General features: G+C 61.4%; 30 protein-coding genes and 2 tRNA genes. 10 read left to right on the top strand and 22 right to left on the bottom strand.

Translation table 11 applies throughout. The features are described 5' to 3' along the window. Positions 1-32: 32 nt before the first annotated feature. The 6 genes from GL286_RS07610 to GL286_RS07585 form a co-directional block, all read right to left on the bottom strand. Positions 33-791, bottom strand: a complete 759-nt coding sequence (locus GL286_RS07610; protein WP_155094973.1) for an iron ABC transporter ATP-binding protein — start codon at positions 789-791, stop codon at positions 33-35. Next, the gene (locus tag GL286_RS07605) at positions 788-1,741 is read right to left on the bottom strand and encodes an iron chelate uptake ABC transporter family permease subunit (protein ID WP_155094972.1); all 954 of its coding nucleotides are present in this window, start codon (positions 1,739-1,741) and stop codon (positions 788-790) included. The genes GL286_RS07610 and GL286_RS07605 overlap by 4 nt, the downstream gene beginning before the upstream one ends. Further along, positions 1,734-2,687, bottom strand: a complete 954-nt coding sequence (locus tag GL286_RS07600; RefSeq protein WP_155094971.1) for an ABC transporter permease — start codon at positions 2,685-2,687, stop codon at positions 1,734-1,736. The genes GL286_RS07605 and GL286_RS07600 overlap by 8 nt, the downstream gene beginning before the upstream one ends. Beyond that, the gene (locus GL286_RS07595) at positions 2,684-3,580 is read right to left on the bottom strand and encodes a siderophore ABC transporter substrate-binding protein (protein ID WP_155094970.1); all 897 of its coding nucleotides are present in this window, start codon (positions 3,578-3,580) and stop codon (positions 2,684-2,686) included. Before GL286_RS07595 ends, GL286_RS07600 begins: the two co-directional genes overlap by 4 nt. 109 nt (positions 3,581-3,689) lie before the next feature. After that, the gene (locus tag GL286_RS07590; RefSeq protein ID WP_155094969.1) at positions 3,690-4,478 is read right to left on the bottom strand and encodes a metallophosphoesterase family protein; all 789 of its coding nucleotides are present in this window, start codon (positions 4,476-4,478) and stop codon (positions 3,690-3,692) included. Beyond that, complete coding sequence (locus tag GL286_RS07585) at positions 4,475-5,419, bottom strand: diacylglycerol/lipid kinase family protein (RefSeq protein ID WP_155094968.1); 945 nt, start codon at positions 5,417-5,419, stop codon at positions 4,475-4,477. The genes GL286_RS07590 and GL286_RS07585 overlap by 4 nt, the downstream gene beginning before the upstream one ends. 361 nt (positions 5,420-5,780) lie before the next feature. Between GL286_RS07585 and GL286_RS07580 the strand changes: the two genes are divergently transcribed. The 3 genes from GL286_RS07580 to GL286_RS07570 are packed head-to-tail and all read left to right on the top strand — an operon-like array spanning position 5,781 to position 8,397. Then, positions 5,781-6,959: an isochorismate synthase gene (locus GL286_RS07580; protein WP_155094967.1), complete on the top strand. Its 1,179-nt coding sequence runs from the start codon at positions 5,781-5,783 to the stop codon at positions 6,957-6,959. Between the two features lie 17 nt (positions 6,960-6,976). Continuing rightward, complete coding sequence (locus GL286_RS07575; protein WP_155094966.1) at positions 6,977-7,633, top strand: isochorismatase family protein; 657 nt, start codon at positions 6,977-6,979, stop codon at positions 7,631-7,633. Beyond that, entirely contained in the window at positions 7,624-8,397 is a 774-nt protein-coding gene (locus GL286_RS07570) for an SDR family oxidoreductase (protein ID WP_155094965.1), read from the top strand. Before GL286_RS07575 ends, GL286_RS07570 begins: the two co-directional genes overlap by 10 nt. Here GL286_RS07570 and GL286_RS07565 read toward each other — a convergent pair. Further along, complete coding sequence (locus GL286_RS07565) at positions 8,394-8,636, bottom strand: phosphopantetheine-binding protein (protein WP_155094964.1); 243 nt, start codon at positions 8,634-8,636, stop codon at positions 8,394-8,396. The genes GL286_RS07570 and GL286_RS07565 overlap by 4 nt on opposite strands. Positions 8,637-8,646: 10 nt before the next feature. Further along, complete coding sequence (locus GL286_RS07560) at positions 8,647-10,266, bottom strand: (2,3-dihydroxybenzoyl)adenylate synthase (protein ID WP_155094963.1); 1,620 nt, start codon at positions 10,264-10,266, stop codon at positions 8,647-8,649. A 192-nt stretch (positions 10,267-10,458) separates the two neighbouring features. Here GL286_RS07560 and GL286_RS07555 point away from each other — a divergent pair, with 192 nt between their 5' ends. The 4 genes from GL286_RS07555 (at position 10,459) to GL286_RS07540 (ending at position 13,674) form a co-directional block, all read left to right on the top strand. Beyond that, the gene (locus tag GL286_RS07555; protein WP_155094962.1) at positions 10,459-11,823 is read left to right on the top strand and encodes a condensation domain-containing protein; all 1,365 of its coding nucleotides are present in this window, start codon (positions 10,459-10,461) and stop codon (positions 11,821-11,823) included. Between the two features lie 187 nt (positions 11,824-12,010). Next, positions 12,011-12,085, top strand: a tRNA-Gly gene (locus GL286_RS07550). 169 nt (positions 12,086-12,254) lie between these two features. Further along, positions 12,255-13,529: a class I SAM-dependent methyltransferase gene (locus GL286_RS07545; protein ID WP_155094961.1), complete on the top strand. Its 1,275-nt coding sequence runs from the start codon at positions 12,255-12,257 to the stop codon at positions 13,527-13,529. A 71-nt stretch (positions 13,530-13,600) separates the two neighbouring features. Continuing rightward, positions 13,601-13,674: transfer RNA gene (locus GL286_RS07540), tRNA-Cys, on the top strand. Positions 13,675-13,742: 68 nt separating this feature from the next. Here GL286_RS07540 and GL286_RS07535 read toward each other — a convergent pair. The 5 genes from GL286_RS07535 to GL286_RS07515 form a co-directional block, all read right to left on the bottom strand. After that, entirely contained in the window at positions 13,743-14,771 is a 1,029-nt protein-coding gene (locus GL286_RS07535) for a site-specific integrase (RefSeq protein ID WP_155094960.1), read from the bottom strand. Further along, positions 14,768-14,956 carry a hypothetical protein gene (locus GL286_RS07530; protein ID WP_155094959.1) on the bottom strand — a complete coding sequence of 63 codons (189 nt, stop codon included), beginning with the start codon at positions 14,954-14,956 and terminating at the stop codon, positions 14,768-14,770. The genes GL286_RS07535 and GL286_RS07530 overlap by 4 nt, the downstream gene beginning before the upstream one ends. A 5-nt stretch (positions 14,957-14,961) precedes the next feature. Beyond that, positions 14,962-15,525 carry a hypothetical protein gene (locus tag GL286_RS07525; protein ID WP_155094958.1) on the bottom strand — a complete coding sequence of 188 codons (564 nt, stop codon included), beginning with the start codon at positions 15,523-15,525 and terminating at the stop codon, positions 14,962-14,964. Positions 15,526-15,643: 118 nt separating this feature from the next. After that, positions 15,644-16,033 carry a hypothetical protein gene (locus GL286_RS07520; RefSeq protein ID WP_155094957.1) on the bottom strand — a complete coding sequence of 130 codons (390 nt, stop codon included), beginning with the start codon at positions 16,031-16,033 and terminating at the stop codon, positions 15,644-15,646. Continuing rightward, positions 16,030-16,218 carry a hypothetical protein gene (locus GL286_RS07515; protein WP_155094956.1) on the bottom strand — a complete coding sequence of 63 codons (189 nt, stop codon included), beginning with the start codon at positions 16,216-16,218 and terminating at the stop codon, positions 16,030-16,032. The genes GL286_RS07520 and GL286_RS07515 overlap by 4 nt, the downstream gene beginning before the upstream one ends. A 152-nt stretch (positions 16,219-16,370) precedes the next feature. Between GL286_RS07515 and GL286_RS07510 the strand changes: the two genes are divergently transcribed. Then, the gene (locus tag GL286_RS07510; RefSeq protein ID WP_211596234.1) at positions 16,371-16,514 is read left to right on the top strand and encodes a hypothetical protein; all 144 of its coding nucleotides are present in this window, start codon (positions 16,371-16,373) and stop codon (positions 16,512-16,514) included. Between the two features lie 2 nt (positions 16,515-16,516). Beyond that, positions 16,517-16,834 carry a hypothetical protein gene (locus tag GL286_RS07505; protein ID WP_155094954.1) on the top strand — a complete coding sequence of 106 codons (318 nt, stop codon included), beginning with the start codon at positions 16,517-16,519 and terminating at the stop codon, positions 16,832-16,834. A 360-nt stretch (positions 16,835-17,194) separates the two neighbouring features. On the opposite strand, the gene GL286_RS07500 is transcribed toward GL286_RS07505, so the two are convergent. From GL286_RS07500 to GL286_RS07470, 7 genes are all read right to left on the bottom strand, one after another. Next, positions 17,195-18,358 (bottom strand): phage major capsid protein, encoded by a 1,164-nt coding sequence (locus tag GL286_RS07500; RefSeq protein WP_155094953.1) that lies wholly within the window; start codon positions 18,356-18,358, stop codon positions 17,195-17,197. Then, positions 18,355-19,041: an HK97 family phage prohead protease gene (locus GL286_RS07495; RefSeq protein ID WP_155094952.1), complete on the bottom strand. Its 687-nt coding sequence runs from the start codon at positions 19,039-19,041 to the stop codon at positions 18,355-18,357. The genes GL286_RS07500 and GL286_RS07495 overlap by 4 nt, the downstream gene beginning before the upstream one ends. Before the next feature lie 155 nt (positions 19,042-19,196). Beyond that, entirely contained in the window at positions 19,197-19,436 is a 240-nt protein-coding gene (locus GL286_RS07490) for a hypothetical protein (protein WP_155094951.1), read from the bottom strand. 234 nt (positions 19,437-19,670) lie between these two features. Further along, positions 19,671-20,003: a hypothetical protein gene (locus tag GL286_RS07485; RefSeq protein ID WP_155094950.1), complete on the bottom strand. Its 333-nt coding sequence runs from the start codon at positions 20,001-20,003 to the stop codon at positions 19,671-19,673. After that, complete coding sequence (locus GL286_RS07480; RefSeq protein ID WP_155094949.1) at positions 20,000-21,514, bottom strand: YfjI family protein; 1,515 nt, start codon at positions 21,512-21,514, stop codon at positions 20,000-20,002. The genes GL286_RS07485 and GL286_RS07480 overlap by 4 nt, the downstream gene beginning before the upstream one ends. Further along, positions 21,511-22,398: a DUF7146 domain-containing protein gene (locus GL286_RS07475; protein ID WP_155094948.1), complete on the bottom strand. Its 888-nt coding sequence runs from the start codon at positions 22,396-22,398 to the stop codon at positions 21,511-21,513. Before GL286_RS07475 ends, GL286_RS07480 begins: the two co-directional genes overlap by 4 nt. Further along, positions 22,395-23,300 carry a hypothetical protein gene (locus GL286_RS07470; protein WP_155094947.1) on the bottom strand — a complete coding sequence of 302 codons (906 nt, stop codon included), beginning with the start codon at positions 23,298-23,300 and terminating at the stop codon, positions 22,395-22,397. Before GL286_RS07470 ends, GL286_RS07475 begins: the two co-directional genes overlap by 4 nt. A gap of 59 nt (positions 23,301-23,359) precedes the next feature. On the opposite strand from GL286_RS07470, the gene GL286_RS07465 reads away from it, so the two are divergent. Further along, positions 23,360-23,539, top strand: coding sequence for a hypothetical protein (locus GL286_RS07465; protein WP_170295098.1), 180 nt, complete (start codon positions 23,360-23,362; stop codon positions 23,537-23,539). A 205-nt stretch (positions 23,540-23,744) separates the two neighbouring features. Here the strand turns inward: GL286_RS07465 and GL286_RS07460 are convergent, their stop codons facing one another. Then, on the bottom strand, positions 23,745-23,933 hold the full coding sequence (locus tag GL286_RS07460; RefSeq protein WP_246184875.1) for a hypothetical protein: 189 nt from the start codon (positions 23,931-23,933) through the stop codon (positions 23,745-23,747). 81 nt (positions 23,934-24,014) lie between these two features. Next, a partial coding sequence (gene istB, locus GL286_RS07455) for an IS21-like element helper ATPase IstB (protein ID WP_155094945.1) occupies positions 24,015-24,673 on the bottom strand: 659 nt, incomplete at its 5' end.

Below are 24,673 nucleotides of genomic sequence, written 5' to 3'. Positions count from 1 at the left end.
GATGGGGCGGGGCGGGCGTCCCGCGTGGCGGTTCAGACGTGATGCAGGATCAGGGGCCGATCCTGATGCGTACCGACCGTGACGGGTGTGTCATACAGCATGGACAGCGTCTCGCTGGTCAGAACCTCGTGCGGCGTTCCTTGCGCGACGATGCGACCATCTTTCATCGCGACGACATGATCGGCCCAAGCGGCAGCGTAATTCACCTCATGGATGACGGTGACCACACTTTTCCCTGATCCGCGTACCAGTTCGGCCAACCGGCACATCAAGGCCCGCGCATGGGCCATGTCCAGATTGTTCAGCGGCTCGTCCAGCAACAACCAGTCGGTATCCTGCGCCACCGTCATCGCCAGATAGGCGCGTTGCGCCTGCCCGCCCGAGATCTCGTCGATGAAGCGATCGGCGAGATCGCCCAATGCGAACCCTGCCAAAGCCTCGTCGACAATCGCGCTGTCCTTGGCACATGGGCGACCGCGATGATGCGGCCAGCGACCGAAGCCGACCAACTCGCGCAGCCGCAAACGGCTGGCAATCGCGGTCTGCTGGCCAAGGACGGCCATGCGCAGGGCAAGATCCTCGGTTCGGGTGCTGGCAAGATCGGCACCGTCAAGGCTGACCGATCCGGTTTGCAGCGGCTCGAGGCGTCCGATCAGCCGCAGCAGGGTCGACTTTCCTGCACCGTTCGGACCGATCAGCGCGGTCAGCGCTCCTTTCGGCAGTTCGGTCGAAATATCGCGAAGAATGGTGGCCTTGCCGATCCGGTAAGAGAGGTCGGAAATACGGATCATCGGATACGCCCCCTGATGAGCAGGAACAGGAAGAACAGCCCGCCAGCAAATTCGATCACGACGGACAGGAAGGCGGCCTGACCCAGCACGCGCTCGAAAACGAGCTGGCCAAGGATCAGCGTGACCGCCGCGATCATGGCGCTGACAGGCAGCAAGGCCGCGTGGCGCGGGCTTCGGGTCAGGCCATGGGTCAGCCCCGCGACAATCAGGCCGAAGAAGGTGATCGGCCCGACCAGCGCCGTCGATACGGAAACCAGTAAGGCCACGATCGCCAAACTCGCCAGCACCTCACGCTGGTGGCGCAAACCGAGCGAGATCGCGGGATCCCGCCCCAACCCCAGCACATCCAGTCGCGACGACAGGCAAAGCGCGGCGACCACCCCGCCCGCCGTCAGGGCAAGGGCCACGGGCAACAGGCTTGCGTCGATCTTGCTGAAGCTCGCGAAGCTTGCCTGCTGCACGACCGCGTATTCGTTCGGGTCCAGCACCCGCCCGACGAATGCGTTCAACGAACGGAACAGCACGCCAAGGATCACGCCGGTCAGGATGGTGCGGGGGATGTCGCGCACGCCCTTGCCCAGCAGGGTTCCGAACAGGATCGAGGCCAGCAGCACCATCACGCCGACCTCGCCCAGAAACTTGACGCCGGTCGGCAGGGCCGAAAATCCGGCAATGCCGAATGTCGCGACCATGATCGTCTGCATCAGCATATAAAGGGAATCAAACCCCATGATCTGCGGCGTGAGCACGCGGTTGGCGGCAACGGTCTGGAACAGGATCGTTGCGATGCCGGTCGAAATCCCGACCAGCAGAAGGCCCAGCAACCGCTCGGCGCGAAGCTTCAGGACAAAGGCGCGGGCCTGCCCCGAGGGCAGCCCTTGCAGCATCCAGAATGCCACGACCAGCCCCAGCACAGCGGCAAGGCAAAGCATCACGCGCCGGTCAGCCATGCGCGGGCCTGCGGTAAAGCAACCAAAGAAAGATCGCCGCGCCGACCACACCCAGAATCGTGCCGACGGGGATCTCGTACGGATAGCGGATCAGGCGCCCGAGCAGGTCGCAAGCCAGAAGCAGCACCGCCCCGAAAACCGCGACAACCGGAATCGAGGCGCGCAGATTGTCCCCCATGATGCGGGCGACGATGTTCGGAACGACCAGACCGACAAACGGGATCAGCCCGACCGTGGTAATGACCATCGCAGTCACCACGGCGACCACGGCAAGCCCCAGTCGCATGACCGAGGCCGGAGACAGGCCAAGACCTGTCGCGACATTGTCGCCAAGGCCCAGAATGGCGAAGCGATCGGCGGCGAACCACGCCAGCCCCGCCGCCGCTGCGGCGACCCAAAGCAGTTCGTAGCGGCCAGCCAGCACGCCCGAGAACTCGCCCGACAACAGCCAGCCATTCACATATTGCAACAGATCGGTCTGCCAACCGACAAAGGTCGCGACCGAGCCGATGACCCCCGACAGGACCAATCCGGCAATCGGAACCAGCATGACCTCGCGGACAGGAAGACGGCGGATCACCGCGACGAACAGCGCCGTGCCCAGCATCGCGGCGACGCTTGCCGCGACCATCTTGGCCCAAAGCGGCGAGGCCGGAAACACGATGGTGACGGCCAGAAGTCCAAGCGTCGCGCTTTCAGCCGTGCCGGTGGTTTCGGGCCCGACGAAGCGGTTGCGCACCAGCGCCTGCAGTACGACCCCCGCCACCGCCAGCGCCGCCCCCGTCAGGATCACGGCCAAGGTACGGGGCAGACGCGATTGCATCAGGATAAGCGCCGCCCAAGGATCGCGCGACGCCTCGAGGATGCTGATGCTGGCGGCGCCGATGGTCAGGCTGGCACAGGCAAGGCCAACCAGAACCAGCATCGCGGCTGGCAGAAGTCTCATCCCTTGGTCAGTGCCGCGGTCAGTTCATCCAGCAGCGTGATGGTCGAGGTGTAGCCTCCGGCCGAGATATAGGCATCGGCCGCGTCCAAATAGACGACATGGCCGGCTTTCCATGCATTGGTGCCCTCGACCAGCGGGTTCTTGAGGGTGGCTTCGGCGGATTGCCCCTCTTCGCCGACGGCAGCGCCGCGGTCGATCACGAACAGCCAGTCGGGATTGGCTTCGGCGATGAATTCATGGCTGACGGCATCGCCGTGATTGGCGGTGTTGATGTGCTCGGCGGCTTCGGGCATTCCGGTCGCTTCATGGATCCAGCCAAAACGCGAGGCCCTGCCGTAAACCGCAAGCTTCGGCCCGTTGGTCATCACGATCAGCGCGCGACCCTTGTCTTTGCCCGCAGCATTCACGGCAGCGATTTTCTGGTCCAGTGTCGCCGCCAGTTCGCTGGCCTTGTCCTGACGCTCGAACAACGCGCCAAAAGCGGCAAGGCGGGCTTTGGAATCGGCCAGCAGATCCTCGCCAATGGTCATGTCGATGGCGGGCGCGACTTGCTCGACCGCGGATTTCTGCGCGGCAGAGCGACCACCGACCACAACCAGATCCGGCCCCAAACCGGCCAGAGCTTCTAGGTTCGGCTCGAACAGAGTGCCGACCGGAGCGGCATTGCCTGCCAGATCCTGAAGATGCTTGACATAAAGCTTCTCGGGGACGCCTGCGGCGCTGACGCCAAGCGCGGTCAACGTGTCCAGCGACGGCAGGTCATAGACCGCGACCTTCTGGGGGACGCCCGCGAACGCGACATCGCCCTGAGCGGTCGGAACCGAAATATCAGCAGCAATGGCGGCCGAACCGGATGAGAAAGCAAGGAAAGTCGTAAGGGCAAGGGCACGCATGGCTGGACCTCTGATGCTTTGACTGCCGCGAAACGCGGATTCGCGAACTAGCTAGCCGCTGCCCGCCATCAGGTCCAGCCAAAACAAAGTGAAACTGTCGGATTTTCGCCTAGACTTGCCGCCAGCGCCGGTTCGCTCGGCGGAAGTGTATAAATTCCGGAGGCCTAAAACCGGATTCGTCCATCGGCGCGACGTAACGCTCAATCGTCAGATCCGGGCCCTGAAAGTCGAGGACGGCAAATTCGTTCTGCAGGTCCGTTTCGCGCGCGCACAGGGCGGTTCCGGCCTGAATCTGCAGCATTCCCCTGCCCTCGGGGGGCAGAAAGGCGCCCGCAGCCCAGATATGCAGATGACCGGTCAGCACGATATCGACGCCGCGCAATTCAAACAGGGCCAGCGCCTCGGGAGCGCCGCGCATCAGCGCCTTGTCAACGGTCGGGCGCTGTTGCAGCGGGTGGTGCAAAGCGACGATGTTGATGCAATCGGGGTCGATCCCTTCGCCGATCCGGCGTATCTGGGCCGCTGTGATCACACCGCGCTGCCACGCCATCGGGTCTACGCTGTTCACGCCCTGCACCCGCAACTTGCCGACATGGCCGACCGGTTCGAGATTCTCGGCGATGCTTCGACGATAACGGCGATAGGGCTTCATCATCCGGTCGGTCAGGCGATAAAGCGGGATGTCGTGATTGCCCGGCACTGCGAAAAGCGGTGCCTCGATCCGGCGCAGGAATTTCGCGGCCCGAGCGAATTGCGCCGAACGGCCGCGATGGGTCAGATCACCCGTCACCACGACCAGATCGGCATTTGCGGCGTTGACCCGTTCAAGCAGCGGTTCGACCAGTTCGCTGCGCTCGTAGCCGAAATGCAGGTCCGAGAGATGGATCAATCGGGTCATGCCGAATCCCGTCCAGCGGAATCGGCAGGAACCAGAACGGCCAAGGCCCGATGGCGGACACGCACGGAAAACGGCGAATCCATCCACATCTTTTCACCGTCATGGGCGATGTATTCGTGGCGCGGCAGGGTCTCGATCTCCATCCGGTCGGCGCTGATCAGGTCGAAATCCTCGTAGCGGGCGGATTTGCCCATGGCCAGCCGCAGCGCAGAACGGACCAGTGGTCCGGGGCGGCGGGCGCGTGCGATCAACAGGGCAACGCGGCCCTCGCGAATGTCTTTTGCCCCGTCCAGTCCGAAGCTTTCAAGCTGGTAGGCACTTTTCGCCACGAAAGCGAGCGCGGTGGTAAATTGCTGCTCGCGGCCATTCGCCCGCACGGTCAGCCGCAGCGGATGGCGCAGGTTCCACAAGGCCGCGACCGCCGACCAATAGGCCGCGATACGGGACCGGCCCCAGCGTTTGTAGATGCTTTCACGCCGCTTGAGGATCTCGGGATAGGCACCGAAACTGACATTGTTCAGGAACAGCATGCCGTTGATCTCGCCGACATGGATACGGCGCTGATGCGGGGAGTCTAAAACCTCAAGCGCCTTATCGACGGTCTCGCCCACGCCAAGATCGCGGGCAAAATAATTGAACGTGCCGGCCGGAATCACCACCATCGTGGCCGCGCTGTCAACGACCGCGCCCGCAATCGCGGCCTGCGTGCCGTCCCCGCCCGCCGCCACGATCAGGTCGAATCCCTCGGACACGGCGCTGGCGGCGATGGCGGGCAGATCGCTGCCCTTCGTCACACGGCGCAGATCGAAACGGGCGACGCGGTCCTGCAAACGCTGGCGGATCTGATCGGCAATGGCATCCCCCGCTTTCCGCCCCGAGCCCAGATTCACGATGACGCATACCCGCGCGCGGGCCAGATCGTAGTGTATGGGTTCGGGCATGTTGTCCTCGGGTTCGGGAAGGGCAGCATAGGGCCAACACCGCGGCGGGGACTGGGTTCCCCGCTGGGTCGAACGGCAAGGTTTCGCCGCCCGAAACAATCCTGATGTTTTTTCTTGCCTTTGCAGATCGCCTCTGACAGGTTCCCGGCGGGAAGCCAAATCAGGGGTCGGCCCTGACCGTCCGTCCTTCGTATTCACCGAAGCGACCATGCGTATTCGCCACCCGGGAATGTCACGAGCAGGAGAGTTCCGCCCCGCAGACCCCGGCTGGCTTCAGCCATTTGCGACAATTTCCGCCGACCGATGCCACCGTGCGAACGGTGGCACGACCATGGCGCATTTCCATTCCATGAGATCACCCATGAACATCCAGATTTCAGACGCTTCCGAAGTGGTCGAGCGACCTCTGGCCGATACGATCCCATTTGCCTTCCATGGCAGGGACAACACCGCAGGTTGCGGCACCCCGCTGGGCTTGCCGCGCGGAACCAATGACACCTTGGCGCAACGGATCGCGCAGGCGTTCAGGACAGGGCCAGAAGGTTCGCTGATCGGCGGAGCGTTGCCCTTTGACCGCGACGATCAGGACTGTCTGTGGCAATGCGAGCGTACCATGGCGACCGCGCCCGCAACCGCGTCCGGCCTGCCGCTGGACAACTGGACCCTGCACCCCGAGCCGACCGCCGATGACTTTGCCGGACAGGTTGCCAAGGCGCTTGGCATCATGGCCGACGAAGCCGGGCGACCCGACGCTTTGGAAAAGATTGTGCTGGCGCGCAGCCTGCTGATCCGCACGCGGCGTGACATTCCCGTTGCCGCATTGATGCAGCGGTTGGAGCAGGACCCCGCCGTGACTGCCTTCCGCGTGGCCCTGCCGCCGCGCGACGGGCGCTCTCGTGTGCTTTGCGGAGCGACGCCGGAATTGCTGATCGAGAAATCCGGCGCGGCGATTGCCTCGCATCCGCTTGCCGGATCGGCACGGCGTTGCGGCAATCCGGTACAGGATCGGGCCGCCGCCGCGGGACTTATGAGGTCGGAAAAAGACCACCGCGAACACGCAATTGTCACCGAATACATCATGGACGTGCTGTCGCCCCTATGCAGCACCCTTGCCGCGCCTCAGGGAACCACGCTGACCTCGACCCGCAGCATGTGGCATCTGGGGACCCGCATCGAAGGGCGGTTGCGCGACGCCAGCACCCCCTCGGCATTGTTGGCATCGCTGCTGCATCCGACGCCAGCGGTGTGCGGATTGCCGATGGCCCGTGCAGGCGGGTTGATCCGCAAGCTCGAACCACATCCGCGCGATTTCTATGCCGGAGCGGTCGGCTGGTGCGATGCCAGCGGCGACGGCGCGTGGCACGTCGCCATTCGTTGCGCCGAAATCTATGGACCCGAGGCACGGCTTTATGCTGGCGCGGGAATCGTTCCCGGCTCGGACCCCTATGCCGAAGCCGCCGAGACCGGCGCCAAATTCGGAGCCTTCCTTGCCGCCCTTGGCCTGCCGGTCGATGCCGGTCTGGCCGGATTAGATCACTGAACGGAGAGACAAGACCGATGGCCCTTCCCGGCATCGCCCCCTACGACCTGCCCTCGCAAGCCGACCTGCCGCAGCCCCGTGCTCCGTGGCAGCCCAGCCGCGACCGCCTTGCCCTGCTGGTCCATGACATGCAGCGCTATTTCTGTCGCCCCTATCCCGATGCAGCACCGCTGACCCCCGCCAGCGCCAATATCGCGCGGCTGATCGCCTCGGCGCGGGCCGCGGATGTGCCGGTGTTCTACACCGCGCAAAAGGGCAACCAGTTCCGACCGGATCGCGGTTTGCAAGCAGACCTGTGGGGGCCGGGCATGAGCGCCCTGCCCGAGCACGAGGAAATCCTGCCTGCTCTGGCCCCGACCAATGGCGACATCGTTCTGGTCAAGCACCGCTACAGCGCCTTCCAGCGCTCGAATCTGGAAAGCCTGATGCGCGCGCGCGGACGCGACCAACTTATGATTTGCGGGGTATACGCGCATATCGGCTGCCTCGCGACCGCAGTCGAGGCCTTCCAACGCGATATCGAGCCCTTCGCCGTGGCCGACGCGCAGGCCGATTTCAGCCGCGAGAAGCACGATCTGGCGATGAACTGGATCGCAGCCACCTGCGGCGTCCCGCTGACAACCGATCAGGCCGTGACCGCACTTGACCAGCGCGGGGTGAAATCATGCGCCTAACAGGATTCGAGGGCAATCTTGCCATCGTCACCGGAGCGGCGGGCGGCATCGGGCAGGCAATCACGCGCGCCCTGCTGGATGCTGGCGCAACGGTCATCGGCACCGATATCGCTGCGGCCGTTGCCGCGAGCCCGCTGCCCGATGGTGCACTGGCACAAGAACTGGATGTGCGCGACAGCGCCGCGGTCGAGGCCATGATCCAAGAGGCGGAAGCCGCGTATGGTCCGCTGAAACTGGGCATCCACACCGCTGGCATCCTGTCGATAGGCCCGCTGCTGGACCTGCCCCTGACCGAATGGGAACGGGTGATCGGCACGAACACAACCGGCACATTCAACGTCACCCGCGCCTTCGGCAGGGCCATGGCGCAGCATGGCGGCGGGGCGATCGTCGCGGTCAGCTCGAACGCTGCGGGCGTGCCGCGCCTGAACATGGGGGCCTATGCCGCGTCCAAGGCGGCAGCGACCATGCTGATCCGCTGTCTGGGGCTAGAGCTGGCCGACAAAGGCGTGCGCTGCAATATCGTCGCTCCCGGATCGACCCTGACGGCGATGCAGACCGGCATGTGGACAGACAAGGACGGCAGCGGCGAGCAGGCAGTGATCCAAGGCAGTCTGGAAAGCTTCCGCACCGGCATCCCGCTGAAAAAGCTGGCAACACCCGAGGATATCGCTGGCGCCGTCATGTATCTTCTGTCCGATCAGGCCGGCCATGTCACCATGACCGACCTTTACGTGGACGGAGGCGCGACGCTGCGGGCCTAACGCCGCGCCGCGATCAGCGCCGACCAGGCATCCAGCGTGGGTTCGCGGGCCAGTTCTTCGAAACTGGCCTCGATCCCGCGCTGTTTCAGTTCCGCCGACAGCGTCATCACGGCAATGGAATCCAGCCCGTACAGGACCAGATTCTCGGTCGGGTCGATCTCGCAATCATCCTCGATCAGGCGCTGCACGCGCTTGGCCAGCCACTCGGCGCCAAGGTCGGAGGTTTCGGCAATTGTCATTGTCTTCCTTTCAGGCAGTTTCTGCGGCGAGACTGTCGCGCAGGTGGCGTTTGTCGATCTTGCCGACCGCCGTCAGCGGCAGTTCGGCGACGATGCGGAAACGGTCGGGCAACTTGTATTCGGCCACCCCCAGGTCAAGCAGGTGACGCCGCAGCGCCGGAGGGCTGAGTTTCGCCACCCCTTCCCGCAGAACCAGAAAGGCGCAGCTTTTCTCGCCCAGATGCGGGTCGGGCGAGGCGACCAGCGCGACATGGGTGACATCGGGATGGCGCACCAGCAGGTTTTCGATCTCTTCTGCGGCGATCTTTTCGCCACCACGGTTGATCTGGTCCTTGATGCGTCCGACGACGCGCAGATAGCCGCCTTCGCGCACCACGACATCGCCCGAGTGGTAGAAACCTTCCGCGTCAAAGGCTTTGGCATTATGTTCGGGGCTGCGGTAATAACCGCGGAACGTATATGGCCCCCGTGTCGCCAAAGCACCCGGCTGGCCATCGGGAACGGGGTTGCCATCCTCGTCCAGCACGCGGATTTCGTCGTCGGGGCTGATCGGGCGACCCTGTGTCGTGAAGACGGTCTCGGGCGGATCATCCAGACGTGTGTAGTTCACCAATCCTTCGGCCATGCCGAAAACCTGTTGCAGATCGCAGCCCAACACTTCGGTGGCGCGGCGCGCGGTAGCTTCGGCAAAGCTTGCCCCCCCGACCGGCATCAGTTCCAGCGTGGCAAGCTGGTCGCGGCGGGACGGGTCTTCCTCGACCGCACGCAGCCACAAGGCGACAGCAGGCGGCACCAGAGGCGCCATCGTCACCCCTTCCCGCGCGATGATGTCAAAGCAGTTCAGCGGTTCGGGGCTGGGCGCCAGAATGACGCTCCCGCCCGCATGGAACACCCCGAGCGCTCCGGGCGAACTAAGGGCGAAGTTGTGGCCGGCGGGCAAGGCGCACAGGAACCGCGTGTCGGACGTCACGCCACAGATTTCGGCGCTGGCGCGCACGCTGTAATCGTAATCGTTATGGGTGCGGGGAATAAGCTTGGGCGTACCCGTGCTGCCGCCCGAAAGCTGGAAAAACGCGACCTGATCGGGCGGCGTCGGTCCGCTTCCTTCGGGCAATGCAGGCCCTATGCCAAGCCAGACGGACAGGCTACGCGAGGGATCTTCATCTCCCAGCAACAGAATGTGACGCGTACCGCCCTCGCGCAATTCATCTGCAAAGGTGTCGTCACGGAACAACTCGTGCGCACGCGACGCAATCACCACCGAAGGCGCGATCTGGCGGGCGTAATCCGCCAGCTCAAGGCGGCGGTGACTGAACAGCGCGTTGACCGGCGCAACGCCGATCCGCAGCAGCGCGAAAAAGGTGATGTAGAACTCGGCCACATTCGGCAACTGCACCAGTGCCGTATCGCCATGCCCCAACCCAAGACCTGCCAGACGTGCGGCCAGATTGCTCGATTGCCGGTCGAATTCGGTATAGCTGATCCGTCGCGCGCCACAGACAATCGCGATCGCTTCAGGGTTTGCGGCCAGTTGCGCATCAAGAAGATGGGTCAAGGGCCGGTCCTGCCAGTATCCGGCCGCCCGATAGTGTTGGGCCAGATCGTCGGGCCAAGGAGTAAACTCGATCATCACGAAACGTCCTGTCCTTCGAAGGCAATAAACGCGCCTTCCACTGCTTCTCCGCTTGACGCGGCATAATAGTCGAGTATTTTTATCCGGCTTTCTCTCTCGAAGCAAGTTGGTCCGCGGCACTGCCGCGGGCCGGCCAGCAATGAGGCAAAAATCCCCTTCACAGATCTTGCCTTCGGGCGAAGGTGAATCATGTCCCAAAATCAGCACATTGAACGCGACTATGCGCTTACGCTTGCGCAACTGGATTTCTGGGAGGAATTCCGGATGCATCCCGGCGAGGCCGTCTCGACCGTCGCCCATGCCATCGAGCTTACCGGAGAAGTCGACGAGAGCGCGCTGGCCGCAGCTATCACGCAGACCATCGCCGAAACGGACGTGCTGGCATTGCGCTTTACGACGGCTCCGGATGGAACGCCGCGCCAACAACTTGATGAAACCCGCAGACCCGTGTTGCGCCGTCTGGACCTGTCCGGAGAATTTGACCCGATGGCCCGTGCCATGGCGCTGATGCAGGCCGATGTGGAAGAACCGCTGGATCTGCTCTCCGAGCCATTGGCGGCGCAATGGCTGATCCGTCTCGGTCCGGATCACGTGATCTGGTACAATCGCGGCCACCACATCGTTCTGGACGGCTACGCGATGGGGCTGATCGAGTCGCGCTGCGCAAGGCTTTATGCCGCCGGAACCGGTCACGGCGAGGCAGGCGCACCGATGGGCCGCTTCTTTGCCTATGTCGACGAGGAAACGACCTACCGTGCCAGCCCCCGCCACGACACCGATGGCCAGCATTGGGCGAAGGTGCTGTCGGGTCCGGCACCGGCGAAGACGCTCGACAAAGGCTCCGAGGATTATCCTACCGAGGAAATGTTCCACGAGGAATCGCTGGCCGACCTGCGCGAGACGCTGCTGGCGCGAAGCGCCGAGTTCGGTATTGGCTGGCCCGATCTGCTGACCCTGCTTTGTGGGGTTTGGGCGGCGCTGAACGTCAAGGATCGCTCGGTCTCGCGTCACGTCGACGGTCATGGGGGCATCACCATGCCGGTTTGGTTGCCCTATCTCAGCCGTATGGGCAGCGTTGCCATCGACGTTCCCGCGCTGGTGGTGAACATCCTGCCCTTCGAGGTCACGATCATGCCTGATGAAACGCTGGCCGGTGCAGCGCCGCGGCTTGCTGGCCAGTTGCGGAAATTGCGCCGCCATGGCCGCTACCGGATCGAGCAGATCGGTTTCGATCACGGTCAGGGAGCGGGGCAGCGATTTTTCTTTTCGCCACTGATCAACGTGCTGCCCTTTGACAAGGCGCGGTTCGTTGGATGCGAGACAGAGCGACACGTCCTGTCGAACGGTCCGGGCGATGGTTTCAACATCACAATTCGCGGCGACAGCCATGCAGGCGGACTGGAGTTGCGCATGGATGCCGACCCCTCGCTGACGGCCCGCACCGATTTTGCTCAACACGCGAGTTCCCTACCTGCATTTCTGCGCGAAACTCTGCGTCCCGAATCTCGCGACCTTCCGATTTCGCCCCTGATAGCCTGCTTCGAATCTGCATAGCTTCAACGCAGCGGTTATCCACAGGCGGAAAACGTGATATTAAATTTATTAAAATCAATGTCATAAATGAAAGTTCAAAGTTTTTTCGGCAAAAGTGTTTTTTTGCGCTTGCGCCTCCCCGCGCCCTCCCCTAAATCACCGCTCACCGAGACGGCAGAGAGACAAACGAAGCCAGACGGTACGGAGTGCGGGCGTAGCTCAGGGGTAGAGCATAACCTTGCCAAGGTTAGGGTCGTGAGTTCGAATCTCATCGCCCGCTCCAAAATCTTCCGAAAGGAAGAAAACATAAAAGCGGCCTTCGGGCCGCTTTTGTTTTTTCGGCCACAGGCTTTGGCCGGAACGGTCACTTGACCGGAACCCGTGCTGCGCAGTTTACTTTCCCCTCACATCGTTGCGTCGATGAAACGCGGTATTTGCCGACGGGGTTTGTCATGGTCGCTCTGGATCGTGTGATCGCGAGCAAGCTTGATCGCTTGTCGGTCCCTCTGCGTGTCCGGCTTCCCTCGGGAGCGACGCTTGGCCCCCAATCCGCAGCCGTCGAACTTGTTTTCCACGACCCGACGGCACTCAGCCGGTTGGCAGCAGGCAATCTGGGGGCGCTGGCAGGCGAAGTCGTCGCAGGCAAAGTCTCGATCGACGGTGGGATGCGCGATCTGATGAAAGTCGTCGCGGCACTTGCGCCGGATGAAGGTCAGGGCCTGCGCCCTCCACCGTGGCAGCGCATCTGGGCAAACCTGAAATCTGCTCATCTGCACAGCCGCGCCAAGGACGCCGCGCAGATCCGGTACCATTACGACGTCTCGGACGAGTTCTACCAGCTTTGGCTGGACCCGCTCAGGGTCTATTCCTGCGCCTATTACCGCGACCCTGACATGGATCTGACTCAGGCGCAGGTAGCCAAACTGGATCACATCTGCCGCAAGCTTGATCTGCGCAAAGGGGAACGGTTCGTCGATATCGGGGCGGGCTGGGGCGGACTTCTGTTTCATGCCGCCGAAAACTACGACGTCAAGGCGACCGGAATTACCTTGTCGCAAAACCAATTCGATCATGTCTCGGGCATGATCCGCCAGAAGGGACTGGAAAAGCAGATCACGATCGAATTGTGCGACTATCGCGATTTCCACCCCGATCGGCCGTTCGACAAGTTGGCGTCCGTCGGGATGTTCGAGCATGTCGGGCGCACGAATATGGCATCCTATTGTCAATGCATCCGCGATCTTTTGCGACCGGGCGGCATGGCGTTGAACCATGGCATCACCCTGACCGGACTGGACGATGCGACTGTCGGCGGGCGCTTGGGCGAGTTCATCGAGCACTACATCTTTCCCGGAGGCGACCTGCTGCATATCAGCCAGGTGATCCGCCACATGTCCGAGGCAGGACTGGAAATGGTCGATACCGAGAACCTTCGCCCGCACTACGCCCGGACCCTATGGGCCTGGTCAGACCGTTTGGAAGCGCGACTTTCCGAAGCCGAAGATATTCTGGAGCAGACTCTCCCCCCCACACAAGCCGGTCAGGTCCTGCGAGCGTTCCGGCTTTATCTTGCAGGCTGCGCCCTTGGTTTCGAGGAAAGCTGGACATCCCTGTTCCAGATCCTGCTGACGCGTCCGGACGGGGCGCCCACTGCCAAGGATCTGCCGGGCGCACGTTCATCCTACCCGTTCAGGCGCGACTACATCTACGACGACCGGTCAAACTGACAACAAGCAATGATTCGCCATCTTGCGCGTCGCAACCGAAGCGGCTAAACCCCACGCGAAGCTACGGCAACGGCGGGTTGGCGGAGAGGTTACGCAGCGGATTGCAAATCCGTGAAGACCGGTTCGATTCCGGTACCCGCCTCCAATATTATCAAGCACTTGCGATCTCCTTTGTGATCCTTGCATGGTGTTTTGAAACTCCCGTTGAAACTTTCACGTTCTGGACTTGTTCTGTTCCGCGACATCCCGCGCGGCCTGCGCTTTGATCGCGAGAACCTTCTGGCGGACCTGACCGCCGTATTTTTTCAGCATCTCGACGCCCGAATGCCCGGTAACGGCCTTGACCATCTCATCGTCGCAACCCGCCAAATAAAGCTCGATGGTCGCGTTCTTGCGCAGCCCGTGGGTAACGTAGCGCTTAGCGTCTGGGTGGCTCATCGCGTCCTTGATCCGATTCATTTCATCGCGGATCGCGGCATAGGTCGGGGGCAAGCCGCCTTGATTGCAGATGACCGTCATCCCTTCCTTCGGGACCGTCGCCATGTAGGCGCGCAGGCGGTCGGTGAAGGGGATCAATAGCGGCTTGTCGGTCTTGCCTTGATGGAAGTCGTATGCGCCGTCTTCGATGTGGTTCCAGCGGATCTTCAGGACATCGCCAATACGCTGGCCCAGTCCAAGGCAAAGCTCGTAGACCAATCGTGCGCGCGGCGTGGCGACAGCCTCGAACTCGGCGCGAACATCATCCGGCCACGGCTCCCAACCGTCACTTTGTTGCTTGAACAGCGGGACGCCCTTCGCCGGGTTGCCATGCTCTTTTTTCAGGAAGCCGATGAGACGGGCATGGTTCATCAGAATGACCATGACCTGCACCAAGTAATTAGCGCGCCTCCAACTGTCGGCATTCTCATTGCGCAGTTTGAAGATGTGGTGGGTCTCAATCTTCTGCGGGTCGAGATGTCCCCAGATGATCCGGATATGTTCGATGTATTTCCTGTAATCGGCTTGCGTGCGGGGCTTCTTCGACCGGAATGCCTCGCTCTCGAAATAGCTCAGAATTAGCGCCTCGAAGTTGCGCTTGGCAGGGACATGCTCACGGCCTTTCAGGAGCAAGTTGTAATGTTCCCAAAATTCCGGCGTGCCAGGTTCCTCTTTCATCATCACCGACTGGCCGCGTGATCGACGAATGAACCGGACATAGCCACGATCACCGTAGACGAATTTCGGCAGCGCCTTTTTCGTCATTTGCCCATCCTCATGCTCGTGCTTTCGAAGTCGTCATGCGTTTCCGCCTCGGCCATGCTGGCGTCGACCAGAAGTGTTCCGTCCGGTCGATACTCGATCTTTGCCCGCGACCAGCCAGCGGCACGCGCTTCGCGAAGGAAGGCGATTGCGGTCTGTTTGGCTTGGGCGCGGGGGCTTGTCGTCATGCAGCCTAGCCCTTCGCTTCTTCGGGGTAGGCCGCATCAAGAACCGAACGATAATCCAGCGGCAGTTTGGCGCAGACCTCGGCAAATACCTCGGTCACGTCGATAACCAGCATCGGTTCGCTCGTGCGCGACTGGCTCACGGTGCGAAGGTGGTAAAACAGGCTGTTAAGGTCGGGGTTGCCCGTGCCGCTGATCTCGGCGGAACGGCCCGCCATCATCCCCATGTAGGTGTGACCGTGCTTGAGGTGATAAGGCAGGCCGGGAAGGCGGCGAACCTCTTTGCCCTGCCCTGCCGCTGTAAAGTCCATAGCGCCCGTGTGGGCGAACTCAGCTGCGTATGCGAACGCCTCCTTAACGCCGATGCCGGACGCCTCGATGCGATAGGCGAGCGCAATTTCCATCAGGGAGTTTGCGCTAAACCGTTCGTGCTTTCCCTTGTCCTTGTCGCTCGACGACTTTCGCGGCCCCTGCCCAACGACATAGCCGCGATTAATATGGGTACGGATCGTAGCCGGATTTTTACCGACGATTTCGCCGATGCGCTCCAAGGTGAAATGATTCTCGATCATGTAGAGTACCTCTCTTTAATTCAGATTGAACCAAAGAGCAGCGGCAGTCAATATTTGTTTCAAAGTGAACCAAAAGCCGCCCCGAAGGACGGCCAAGTTGGCAGGAATTTCAGATGGTTCATGCGGCTCGGACTTCCGACCATTCCTTGATCTTCGCCCATTGCCAAAGCTGGATTTCGGGTTGTTCTCCCTCCGAGTCAGCCCCGAAGTGCTGATCCGTTTGAACGTAGTGACAGAAGGCGGCAAAGCCCGCAGCCGTTGTGATAGGCGTAGCCTTCATACGCTCTTCCATCGCATCCTTGATGCAATCCATTTCCAGATGGATCGGCAGATCAAAGTTTCCGCCGTCTGGTCGTGCGCTGGCCTCTCCCCACGCTTCGAACGCAGCAAGCCATTGGCGCACATATGAAATGATAGGGTCTTCCGCGATAAGATTAGCCGCGAAGGACGGGGCAGCACCCACCGCAAGCGCGGCAGGGGCCAGTTTTAGGAGGGTGCGACGCTTCATACCACGCCCTCCATCAGCTTGCCGACGCGGCGCAGGGCGGCGCGAACGTAGGAACGGGCTTCGCGCTCGGCTTGGGAATAGCCGCGAGCGCTCTCACCGGCATCGAGTGCCAGCGTCAGACAGTCATGAATTTCGTGAAGGCTTGCGACAGGCAAGCCGGGTCCGTTATGGCAATGAATAGCCATTCTCGATCTCCTCAGCGATCGGGTTTCGGTTAGGGCCGGGTGAAAGGTGGTTCTTTTACTCGGCCTGAATTTACGATATCGTAATAAGCATGAGCACACAAGATAAAACGATATCGAAAAATAAGCGTGGTCGTCCGGCGACGGGATTAGGCATGGGCGTTCTAGTTCGTTTGCATCCTGACCTGCTCGACTGGCTCGACGCCGAACGCGAGAAGCTGGACCCGCAGCCCTCGCGGCCCGAAATGATCCGGTTGTTCCTCGAAGAACGGCGCGGGCGCGTGATAGTCAGGGATTAGGAATGCTACGGACAATCTTCTTTGTTACAGGCTTCGGGATGACGCTTGCAGCCTTTGCCAGTTTCCATCGGATCGAAGATCCGTTCAGCGGCAACGGCCCGGAAAGGGCTTTTATCTCGCTCTTTTGGTTTATCGCCGGAACCACAATCGCGTCATGGGCGGCACGCCCTTTGTTGACAGCCATTCGTAGACTGACAGATTCATGGTTCGATATCAAAAATGGCAACGACTTCGTGACCCTTTGGATCAAATGCAAGCAAGCGGAGTTGCAGGCGAGAACAGCCGAGTATCTGGAAAAGGCCAAAGGGAACGGCGAGTGAGAGGGTAACCACCCTACCCCCTCACGAAAACCGATCTCTGTGAAAATGAAGTATCATCGCGGGTTCTCTGGCACGAAGGCTCCCGACTTTGATAGCCCCCCGTCAATGGTCAGGCAGGGCGTTCGGCTTTTTCTGAATTGCAGATGTTTGTCTTCTTCGATGGGGCGCGGGTGGGCAGGTGAAAGGGGGCAAGATTGCTCTGCCCCCTCTACTGTGATGCACGCCACGCTTGGATTAACTGCCGCGCGCTGTCGGGGTTAGACCTCACTCACCGACTGACAGGGGAAGCGTTCGGCAGGAGTAACCGGGTGCTTCCAAGCCCAGCAGGCCGCGCGATCAAACAACGCGGCCCGCCAATCGTCATTCGCCGTCGAACGCGCCGTAGGTCAGCGCCAACGGTTGCTTGATCGCCAGTGCCAGACGTTCTTCGGCCAGAATGGCGACAAGGTTGCGAATGAAGAAGTCAGCGTGGTCGGTGCTGACTTGGACAGTCGGCTGCCAACGGTCATAGACCGTGGCCGATGCGCGGAAGTTGCCGACAAGGAACTGGCCTTGCGTGATCGCCGGGGTAACAACAGCAGGCAAGCCGAACAGACGCGGCTCCACTGCCGCTGCCGGATGACCGAGGATGTAATCGCCGTCGCCGTTCTTGAGCGTGCGCATGGTCGTCCAGTCTGCCGGATGAACGATCAGGCCATCGGCTGGCAGGTTCGCCAAGGCATTCTGCAGAATGGCAGACGCAATCGTGTCGATCATCGATCCACCCGTCACACCTAGCGGATCCGAAAACGCGGTGGCGTTCGGGATCAGGCCCGTCAGATTGCTGCCGGTGCCGTCGCCGTTCAGCAATTGGACTTCTTCAGCCTCTTGCAGCCCATAGCGCAGTTCGCCGTTGATCAGGTCGCGAAGCTGGGCACTGTCATCAAGCACCTGGCGGCTCGCGGTGATCCAGTGAGCGATGACGCGGGTCGGAGCGGTGCGCAGTTCCAGCGCCATATCGCTTTCGGGTTTGAGCGCACCTTCCGCAACGGTTGCGGCAGCGTTCGGGCGCGAAGTCTGCACGACATATTCAGCCGCGTTCCCGCTGACCTGCACGACTGGCAGAAGGTCACGGACCGTCATGCGCTTGCGGGCAAGGGTCGTAACTTCTCCGTCACGGAAGTTCTGCGACATCGCGCCGCCGCTGGTCGCACCGGTAGTGATGTCCTTCACCTCGACGCGGAAGCGCCCCGGTCGGCTGGTGTCTTCTGAGAAGGATTTCAGGCCGGGATTATCTGCGAACTGCTCGCCCCACGACTTGGAACGGGCTGGAGCTGCACTGCCTTCGCGGGCAAGCATCTGTTCCATTTCCTGCACCATAGCGCGGGTGCCGGTGGCCTTCTGATCGACCTCCTCGATACGGCGGAGGGTTTCATCGGCGTGCTGGCCGAACTTCTTGGTCAGGACCTCGAAGGGGTCACCAGCGTCTTTGGTTTCGATCAGATGCTTACGCGCTGCGGCGATAGCTTTGAACTGGTAGGTCATTTGAGCCTCATGCGATTGGTGGCCTGTTCGATGATGTCGGCCAGTTTCTGGACGCGCTCTTGCGCGAATGTGTCAGGTGCCAGCGCCGGGAAGCCCCCCGCCGCAAAGCGTTGCGCAGCCGCCTTTGGCAGTCCTGCTTGGCGCAGGAACTCAACGGCTTCGGATTTCGTGGAAAGGAGCGGCGCGGCCTTTACGGCAGTGACGACGGCGTTGCGATTTGCCGGGGCAGCAACCAAGCTGATCTCGACCAGATCGACCTCATCCAGCGCCCATACGCCTTTTCCCAGATAGCGGCGTCCGCCTTCCGGTGTCGTGAAGCCGATAGAGAACGCGCCGACGTCGCCAGCCTTGGCGTGCTCGAAAGCCTCGCGGCCCCGTTCTGTTTTCAGATTGAACTGTCCGGTGACGCGCAACCCTTTCGGGTCGTCGTGGAAGTCCAGCCAGTTGCCGACCGGGCTTTCCATCTGATGCGACCAGAGCATCGCCGGACGGGTGCCGCGCCGCTGATGCTCGGCCAGTGATTTCGTGAAGGCACCAGGCGTCACGATGTCGCCATGACGGTCAGGCTCACCACCATAAGTCGAAGCCCAGCCGGTGATACGGCCATCGGCTTGCGCCTTGGTGTCGATCTCGATTGCCGCAGCAATGCGCAGATCATCGGTGTATTTCTGTAGGGGATCCATTTGCCACCTATGCAGACACGGAAAAGAACGGGGAATTTCCCGCTCGCTTGCCTCGTGCCCGGTTTGGTGGCCGGTACATTCCGAAGATGTCAGTCGGTAAGGTGGCCGATCGGACAAGAATAGAATGCGGGAAAGCAGCAGGAAATTCAAGTGAATCAGTGCTTTTTCAATCGCACGCCTGTTTTGACGTGATCGAAAAGACCGGACTCGACCACCTTAGCGCATTGGCGGAACGCGTCGGCAGCATCGGCCTTGCTCGTGGTGTACACCATCTGCCCCGCCGTGAAGGTCAGAAGGCGGTCGATAACCATGCCTACGTCCGCCCCAGCCTCGATCATCTTATTGGCTGCCTCGTGCAGCACTGCGTCACAAGCATCTGTTACTTTGCGGCTCATTTGAGCACCTCGCGTTGTTGCCTCGCGCGTGCGCGCATGAGTTGGAAAAACTGTGTTTGCAGAGAGGCTGTCTATCATCGGCGGTTCTCTGATTGGCCGGTCGGGAAGATTTGACGCCCCCCGGTGGGCTGCGGCGTGATCCGGACCGATGCAGGAAAATTGTCGCGGTTTTTGATCGGGAAGTATCATCGGCGGTTCTCTGTCCAATGAAGCCGCAACTTGCTATGTCCCCGGTCATGCCCACGCCCTCGCGTCGAAGGAATCGTTGGTCGCGGCGTAATCCTCGAAGGCAGCGTGAATGGCAGCGGCGATGCGAGGCGGTACCGGGAGAACCTGCCCTGCGACATTTGCGACATTGAGACATTCTTTATTATTCAATGCCTTAGCTTGCGACACAGCTGCGACATCATTGCGACACGGTTCTTTGCGCCCTGCCGTGTCGCAGCGGGGTCGCGGTGGTGTCGCAGGTGTAAGCTGTTGATCGTTATCGTTTGTCGCAAATGTCGCGATTGTCGCAGGTGCATCGGTCAGGATTTCAGCCAAGGCGGCATCGAAGTCGAAGGTCATGCGCTGCCCCCTTCCTTCACAATCCGATAGGCTTCTTTCCGGGCACCGCCACGAATTACGGTCCCGGACGGCAGCGCGAGCAGATGCCCGGACTTAACCAGCATCGCCAACGGCCCGGACAACGCTTTTGCATCCCGCAGAGGATTCGGACCTCGCCGGATAATTTCGCGGGGCACCACGTCATCATGCGGCCAGCTTTCCACCAGCCATTGCCGCAGTCGTTCAGCCTTGGCGGTTTCCTCGGACACAAGCCCGACCTCTGCCAATCGCCGCGCCTCTTTCAGATAGAACCCCGCCAGCGCGATGCCCCACTTCATCGCCACAGGATCAACTTCAGGGGAGTTCAGATCGGTCCACAGCGTCAGCACCCCGGCGATACGGGCCGCTTGCTCTGCCGACTTGGACGCATAGGCGCGGACGTGTTCCATCTGCCCGCCAGTCGCCTGCGACTTTTCCGCCGCCTCATAGAAGCGCCACAGCAGTTCCTTCGCACCAGCGGATAGCGGCAATCGTGCCGGGGCAAGTTCCTGAGGGTTATCCCCGGTCGGCATGGGGGTTGCGAGGATTTGCGACAGCCGCTCCGCGAAGGCGGCAACAGACAAGTCGCTACCTGCATCATGTCCACGCCGCAGGCGAGTTCCGATCAAGCTGGGCGGTTCGGTAATCAGAAATCGCGCCAGAAAGCCTTGGCCGGATGCCTGCGGATCGGCCAGCAACGGGCGGGCCGCGATGGGTTGAGCCATCAGGTGCATGGCTAGCCTGCGCCCCGGATAGTCGGTCGCCCCGTCACCGGAACGAATACGATTCACGGTGTCGCCATTCCAAAGCTGGGACAAACCGGCAATGGTTTTCAGCTTGTTATCGCTGTTCATCGCATGGCCGCCGATAAACCCTCCAGCTTCATCCGAGAACAGCCCCAATGCGGGACGTCCGACCTGAAACAGCTTCATCAGCCCCTCAAAGGTCGGTTCCTGCGCGGTCATGTTGGGAAGCAACGGCGGGCGGGGTTCTTGTCCAAGTTCGCGAAGATCAGCCTCGGCCCCGGTGGCCTTGGTTTTGTCAGCCCCTGCCGCCTCAGAAAGCATCCGCTTGCGCTTGCCCTGCCAGATTTCGCGGGCCGTCTCATACTCGGCAAAATCATCCTTATAGCCGGACGCCTGTTCGCGCTCATGGTCGCGAACGCCACGCATCAGCAGGCGGTCGCAGGACGATTTACGTTCGCCACTTTCGGCAATCGTCAGGCAAAACAAAGACAGCGGGGCATCACCGCCCAGCGTCTCGACATCGGCAAAGCCCTGCACTGCCAGCGAGGCCACCGAAAGGGCAGACTGCGCCGCAATGCCAAGCGGGGCCTGCGTGATATTCTGCACGGCCTCCACGGCGGCTTGCAGAGGCCCCAGCGCATGAACCGGATAGTCCTCCCCCACCGGGATTTCGCGCAGCAGGGGTTGCGGTCCTTCGGGAACGAAGGCGACGGCCTGATCTTCGATATTGAGTTGGTGCGCGGTCATACGTTGCCGCCTTTCATCAGAAGAATGTCGTTCCAGTCGCGCCCATCCGGCGCGGGAAGCATGGATACGGTCCAGCCGAGAGCGGCAGCACGCTCGGCCAACTTGTGCGCAGCCTCACGGCCAGCGGTGTCACCGTCGCTGGCGATGGTCAGACGGTGAGGCTGGCGAGGCAGGATCAGGCTCGACATGCCGGACGTGCTGAGCGCGGCCCAGATCGTCGCCGGACGCGCCAGCAGGCCGAACGCCAGCGCCAGTGCGGTTTCGATGCCCTCGGCCACCACAAGCGGCCCATCGGCCTTAGCGACCTCGACATGCCCGCCAGCGGTCGTGCCAAGCATCATCTTGTTCGGCTGGACCTCGGCCTTCGCTGTACCGTGCGGGGCCAGGTAGGTGCGATGCACGGCGGGCAGATCCAGCCCCTCGATCAGCGCCACCATCGCGGGCAGACGCTGGGCGGTCGGCCCGTGCCACGCAGCCGAATGGAAGCGCAGCGTCGAGGGCAAGGGCGCGGTGATGCCACGGATTTCGCGAAGGTAGACTTCGGCGGGCGTTCCGTTGATCGGTCCTGCCTCATTCCAGCAACGGAGCGCCTGATCGGCACGCTTCCGGGCTTCCTGATGCTCGGCTTCGCGGATCGCGGCCAGTTCGGCTTGTGACGGCGGGCTATAACTGCCCTTGCCCTCGACCAGCCCCAGACCACGCAGGGCGTCCATGATCTCCTCGAAGGCGCATCCGGTGTAGCAATGCAGGAGCAGGCGACCGTCGCGACCGTCCATAACGGACAGGGCCGGGGTCTTGGTGTTGGCGTGCGCGGGGCAGAAGCACAGCCCACCGGAGCGATACATGCGACCGCGCAGGGCGGTCACGATTTCACGGGCGGTCATTCGTCACCCCCGATCATATCGGCCATCTGGCGGAGCAGGTCACGCTCGGATTGCTCGGCAACCTTCACCACCTCCAGCGCATCCTTCGGCAAGAACACCTCGATATTCTGGCGCAAAAGGTCACGCAGGATATGCGCGGGCATCGCCTCGGCCTCGACCGTCTCCTTGATATGGGGGGCGCGGCGATCCGTGGCTTTGCGCGGCTTGGTCGGAAGATCATATTCTTCGATCTGCTGTTCCGTGATGCCCAACCGAATGAAATGCAACTTCACATCGGAGTTGAGATGCTCGCGCAACTCGCGTTCAAGCGACTGGTCGATCAGCACGCCCGCCGGGTCATAGTCCCCGATGTAGTAGATCACGCAGTCCTTACCGTTGGCGCACTGCCAGTTGATCATCTGCGCGGCCTCATAGGCCAAGGTGATCGACGAAAAGCCCCCGCAGGGATACAGGCTCACGGCCAGTTCGCGGCAGGTGCCTTCAAGGACGCCAGCGATAGATCGGCTTTCGCACCACACTTCGACGTAGAACTGGGACTGCGCCCACAAGTCGCCGCGATACAGGCCCGCCATGCGACGCAAGAAGTCATCTGCCCCGGAATAGGTCGTCGTGTGGTATCCGCGGCGGGTCGAATCGGAGATCCAGCCATAGGAAAGGCGACCGTCGCGGCGAAGCTTTTTGATCCGATCCTGAACCGCGCGATAACCGTTGTTCGGCCCGTGATCGATCTTCGGAACCGGGACCGGCAAGCGGGGATCCGTCATCCGGTAAAACATGTGACGAACCGATTGCGGATGATCCTCGCGCAGCACTTCGGTGATCTGTTGGTCGAGTTGGTCGATTTCGTCGGCGGTGCGGCGTTTGCGTTTTATCGTGCCCGCACGATAAATATCATCGGTCATGCGCGGCCCTCCCCGAAGGCGAGGTCGGCCAGCATCTCGGCCTGTCCGGCATTCAGACGATGACGGTTGACCAGATGCAGGACGCGCAGGGCAGCAGTGCCGATAGGCGTAAAGGTGGCGGTTGCGGGATTATCTTCGACGGAGTAAGGCTTGTGGAAGAAGTTTGCCGCTTCGTAATCAGCCTCGGTAGCGCCCGCCAGCGCGCCGAGGTTTTCTTTTACCTGCTGATCGTCGTTTGAAACTTTCTCGCTCTGTTCGCGATATGTCTCGGGGGTTTTTGAAACAGGTGATAGTTGTTTTTGCTCAACTTTCTTCCTGATTGCAAATCCGTGAAGACCGGTTCGATTCCGGTACCCGCCTCCAAATCTTTCAATGAGTTAACGAACGCGACTGCCTCAAGGGTATCACTTGGGGTATCAGGTTTCCGTTCTGTGCCTGTTCTGTTCATTGCCGCTTCTCCCTCGCTTGACGCGCCCGCATCTCCTGCCGAGCCTCGCCCGCATACTTCGCAATCATCTCTTTGGTGGCGTGGCCGGAATAGGCCGCGATCTCATCATCATCGCAGCCGGCCCATGCCAATTCCTTGACTCCGCGATAGCGCAGCTCGTGAAGGTCATAGGCTTCCAGCCCCATCCCCTTGTCTGTTGATTTCCACCCAGAACTTAGCCGGGATTTTCACCGAGAAGTGAGCCATCGCTGACTATGGAATTCGGGTCATGCTTTGGTCAATGTGTGTGTGGTCTCCTTCTTTTTCGCCGCCAATGCAGCTGAGCTGGCCTTAAAGCGGAAGCTGTCGTTTCCCGTTTCCAGGATGTGGCAGCGATGGGTGAGGCGATCGAGCAGCGCGGTGGTCATCTTTGCATCCCCAAAGACTGTCGCCCATTCGCTGAAGCTGAGGTTGGTGGTGATGATAACGCTGGTGCGCTCGTAAAGCTTGCTCAGCAGATGAAAGAGCAGCGCGCCGCCCGAGGCGCTGAAGGGCAGATAGCCCAGCTCATCCAGGATCACGAGCTCCAGGCGGGTGAGACTTTCGGCGATCTGTCCCGCCTTTCCCTTGACCTTCTCCTGCTCAAGAGCGTTGACCAGTTCGATAGTGGAAAAGAAGCGGCCCTTTCGGCGGTGGTGCTCGATAGCCTGAATGCCGAGGGCCGTCGCGGCATGGGTCTTCCCTGTGCCCGGGCCGCCGATCAGAACCACATTCTGTGCCCCGTCCATGAACTCGCAGCGGTGCAGCTGGCGCACTGTGGCCTCGTTGATTTCGCTGGCAGAGAAATCGAAGCCCGAGAGATCCTTGTAGGCCGGAAAGCGCACCGCCTTCATATGATAGGCAATGGAGCGGACTTCGCGCTCGGCCATTTCGGCCTTCAGCAATT

Source organism: Paracoccus aestuariivivens (genome assembly GCF_009711225.1).
Lineage (GTDB): Bacteria > Pseudomonadota > Alphaproteobacteria > Rhodobacterales > Rhodobacteraceae > Paracoccus > Paracoccus aestuariivivens.
This window is presented reverse-complemented; position numbering and strand designations above follow the sequence as displayed.

Coding starts and splice junctions, on each gene's coding strand:
- GL286_RS07610 (WP_155094973.1), bottom strand. CDS start 791: ATGATCCGTATTTCCGACCTCTCTTACCGGATCGGCAAGGCCACCATT.
- GL286_RS07605 (WP_155094972.1), bottom strand. CDS start 1,741: ATGGCTGACCGGCGCGTGATGCTTTGCCTTGCCGCTGTGCTGGGGCTG.
- GL286_RS07600 (WP_155094971.1), bottom strand. CDS start 2,687: ATGAGACTTCTGCCAGCCGCGATGCTGGTTCTGGTTGGCCTTGCCTGT.
- GL286_RS07595 (WP_155094970.1), bottom strand. CDS start 3,580: ATGCGTGCCCTTGCCCTTACGACTTTCCTTGCTTTCTCATCCGGTTCG.
- GL286_RS07590 (WP_155094969.1), bottom strand. CDS start 4,478: ATGACCCGATTGATCCATCTCTCGGACCTGCATTTCGGCTACGAGCGC.
- GL286_RS07585 (WP_155094968.1), bottom strand. CDS start 5,419: ATGCCCGAACCCATACACTACGATCTGGCCCGCGCGCGGGTATGCGTC.
- GL286_RS07580 (WP_155094967.1), top strand. CDS start 5,781: ATGAACATCCAGATTTCAGACGCTTCCGAAGTGGTCGAGCGACCTCTG.
- GL286_RS07575 (WP_155094966.1), top strand. CDS start 6,977: ATGGCCCTTCCCGGCATCGCCCCCTACGACCTGCCCTCGCAAGCCGAC.
- GL286_RS07570 (WP_155094965.1), top strand. CDS start 7,624: ATGCGCCTAACAGGATTCGAGGGCAATCTTGCCATCGTCACCGGAGCG.
- GL286_RS07565 (WP_155094964.1), bottom strand. CDS start 8,636: ATGACAATTGCCGAAACCTCCGACCTTGGCGCCGAGTGGCTGGCCAAG.
- GL286_RS07560 (WP_155094963.1), bottom strand. CDS start 10,266: ATGATCGAGTTTACTCCTTGGCCCGACGATCTGGCCCAACACTATCGG.
- GL286_RS07555 (WP_155094962.1), top strand. CDS start 10,459: ATGTCCCAAAATCAGCACATTGAACGCGACTATGCGCTTACGCTTGCG.
- GL286_RS07545 (WP_155094961.1), top strand. CDS start 12,255: ATGGTCGCTCTGGATCGTGTGATCGCGAGCAAGCTTGATCGCTTGTCG.
- GL286_RS07535 (WP_155094960.1), bottom strand. CDS start 14,771: ATGACGAAAAAGGCGCTGCCGAAATTCGTCTACGGTGATCGTGGCTAT.
- GL286_RS07530 (WP_155094959.1), bottom strand. CDS start 14,956: ATGACGACAAGCCCCCGCGCCCAAGCCAAACAGACCGCAATCGCCTTC.
- GL286_RS07525 (WP_155094958.1), bottom strand. CDS start 15,525: ATGATCGAGAATCATTTCACCTTGGAGCGCATCGGCGAAATCGTCGGT.
- GL286_RS07520 (WP_155094957.1), bottom strand. CDS start 16,033: ATGAAGCGTCGCACCCTCCTAAAACTGGCCCCTGCCGCGCTTGCGGTG.
- GL286_RS07515 (WP_155094956.1), bottom strand. CDS start 16,218: ATGGCTATTCATTGCCATAACGGACCCGGCTTGCCTGTCGCAAGCCTT.
- GL286_RS07510 (WP_211596234.1), top strand. CDS start 16,371: ATGGGCGTTCTAGTTCGTTTGCATCCTGACCTGCTCGACTGGCTCGAC.
- GL286_RS07505 (WP_155094954.1), top strand. CDS start 16,517: ATGCTACGGACAATCTTCTTTGTTACAGGCTTCGGGATGACGCTTGCA.
- GL286_RS07500 (WP_155094953.1), bottom strand. CDS start 18,358: ATGACCTACCAGTTCAAAGCTATCGCCGCAGCGCGTAAGCATCTGATC.
- GL286_RS07495 (WP_155094952.1), bottom strand. CDS start 19,041: ATGGATCCCCTACAGAAATACACCGATGATCTGCGCATTGCTGCGGCA.
- GL286_RS07490 (WP_155094951.1), bottom strand. CDS start 19,436: ATGAGCCGCAAAGTAACAGATGCTTGTGACGCAGTGCTGCACGAGGCA.
- GL286_RS07485 (WP_155094950.1), bottom strand. CDS start 20,003: ATGACCTTCGACTTCGATGCCGCCTTGGCTGAAATCCTGACCGATGCA.
- GL286_RS07480 (WP_155094949.1), bottom strand. CDS start 21,514: ATGACCGCGCACCAACTCAATATCGAAGATCAGGCCGTCGCCTTCGTT.
- GL286_RS07475 (WP_155094948.1), bottom strand. CDS start 22,398: ATGACCGCCCGTGAAATCGTGACCGCCCTGCGCGGTCGCATGTATCGC.
- GL286_RS07470 (WP_155094947.1), bottom strand. CDS start 23,300: ATGACCGATGATATTTATCGTGCGGGCACGATAAAACGCAAACGCCGC.
- GL286_RS07465 (WP_170295098.1), top strand. CDS start 23,360: ATGACGGTTGACCAGATGCAGGACGCGCAGGGCAGCAGTGCCGATAGG.
- GL286_RS07460 (WP_246184875.1), bottom strand. CDS start 23,933: ATGGGGCTGGAAGCCTATGACCTTCACGAGCTGCGCTATCGCGGAGTC.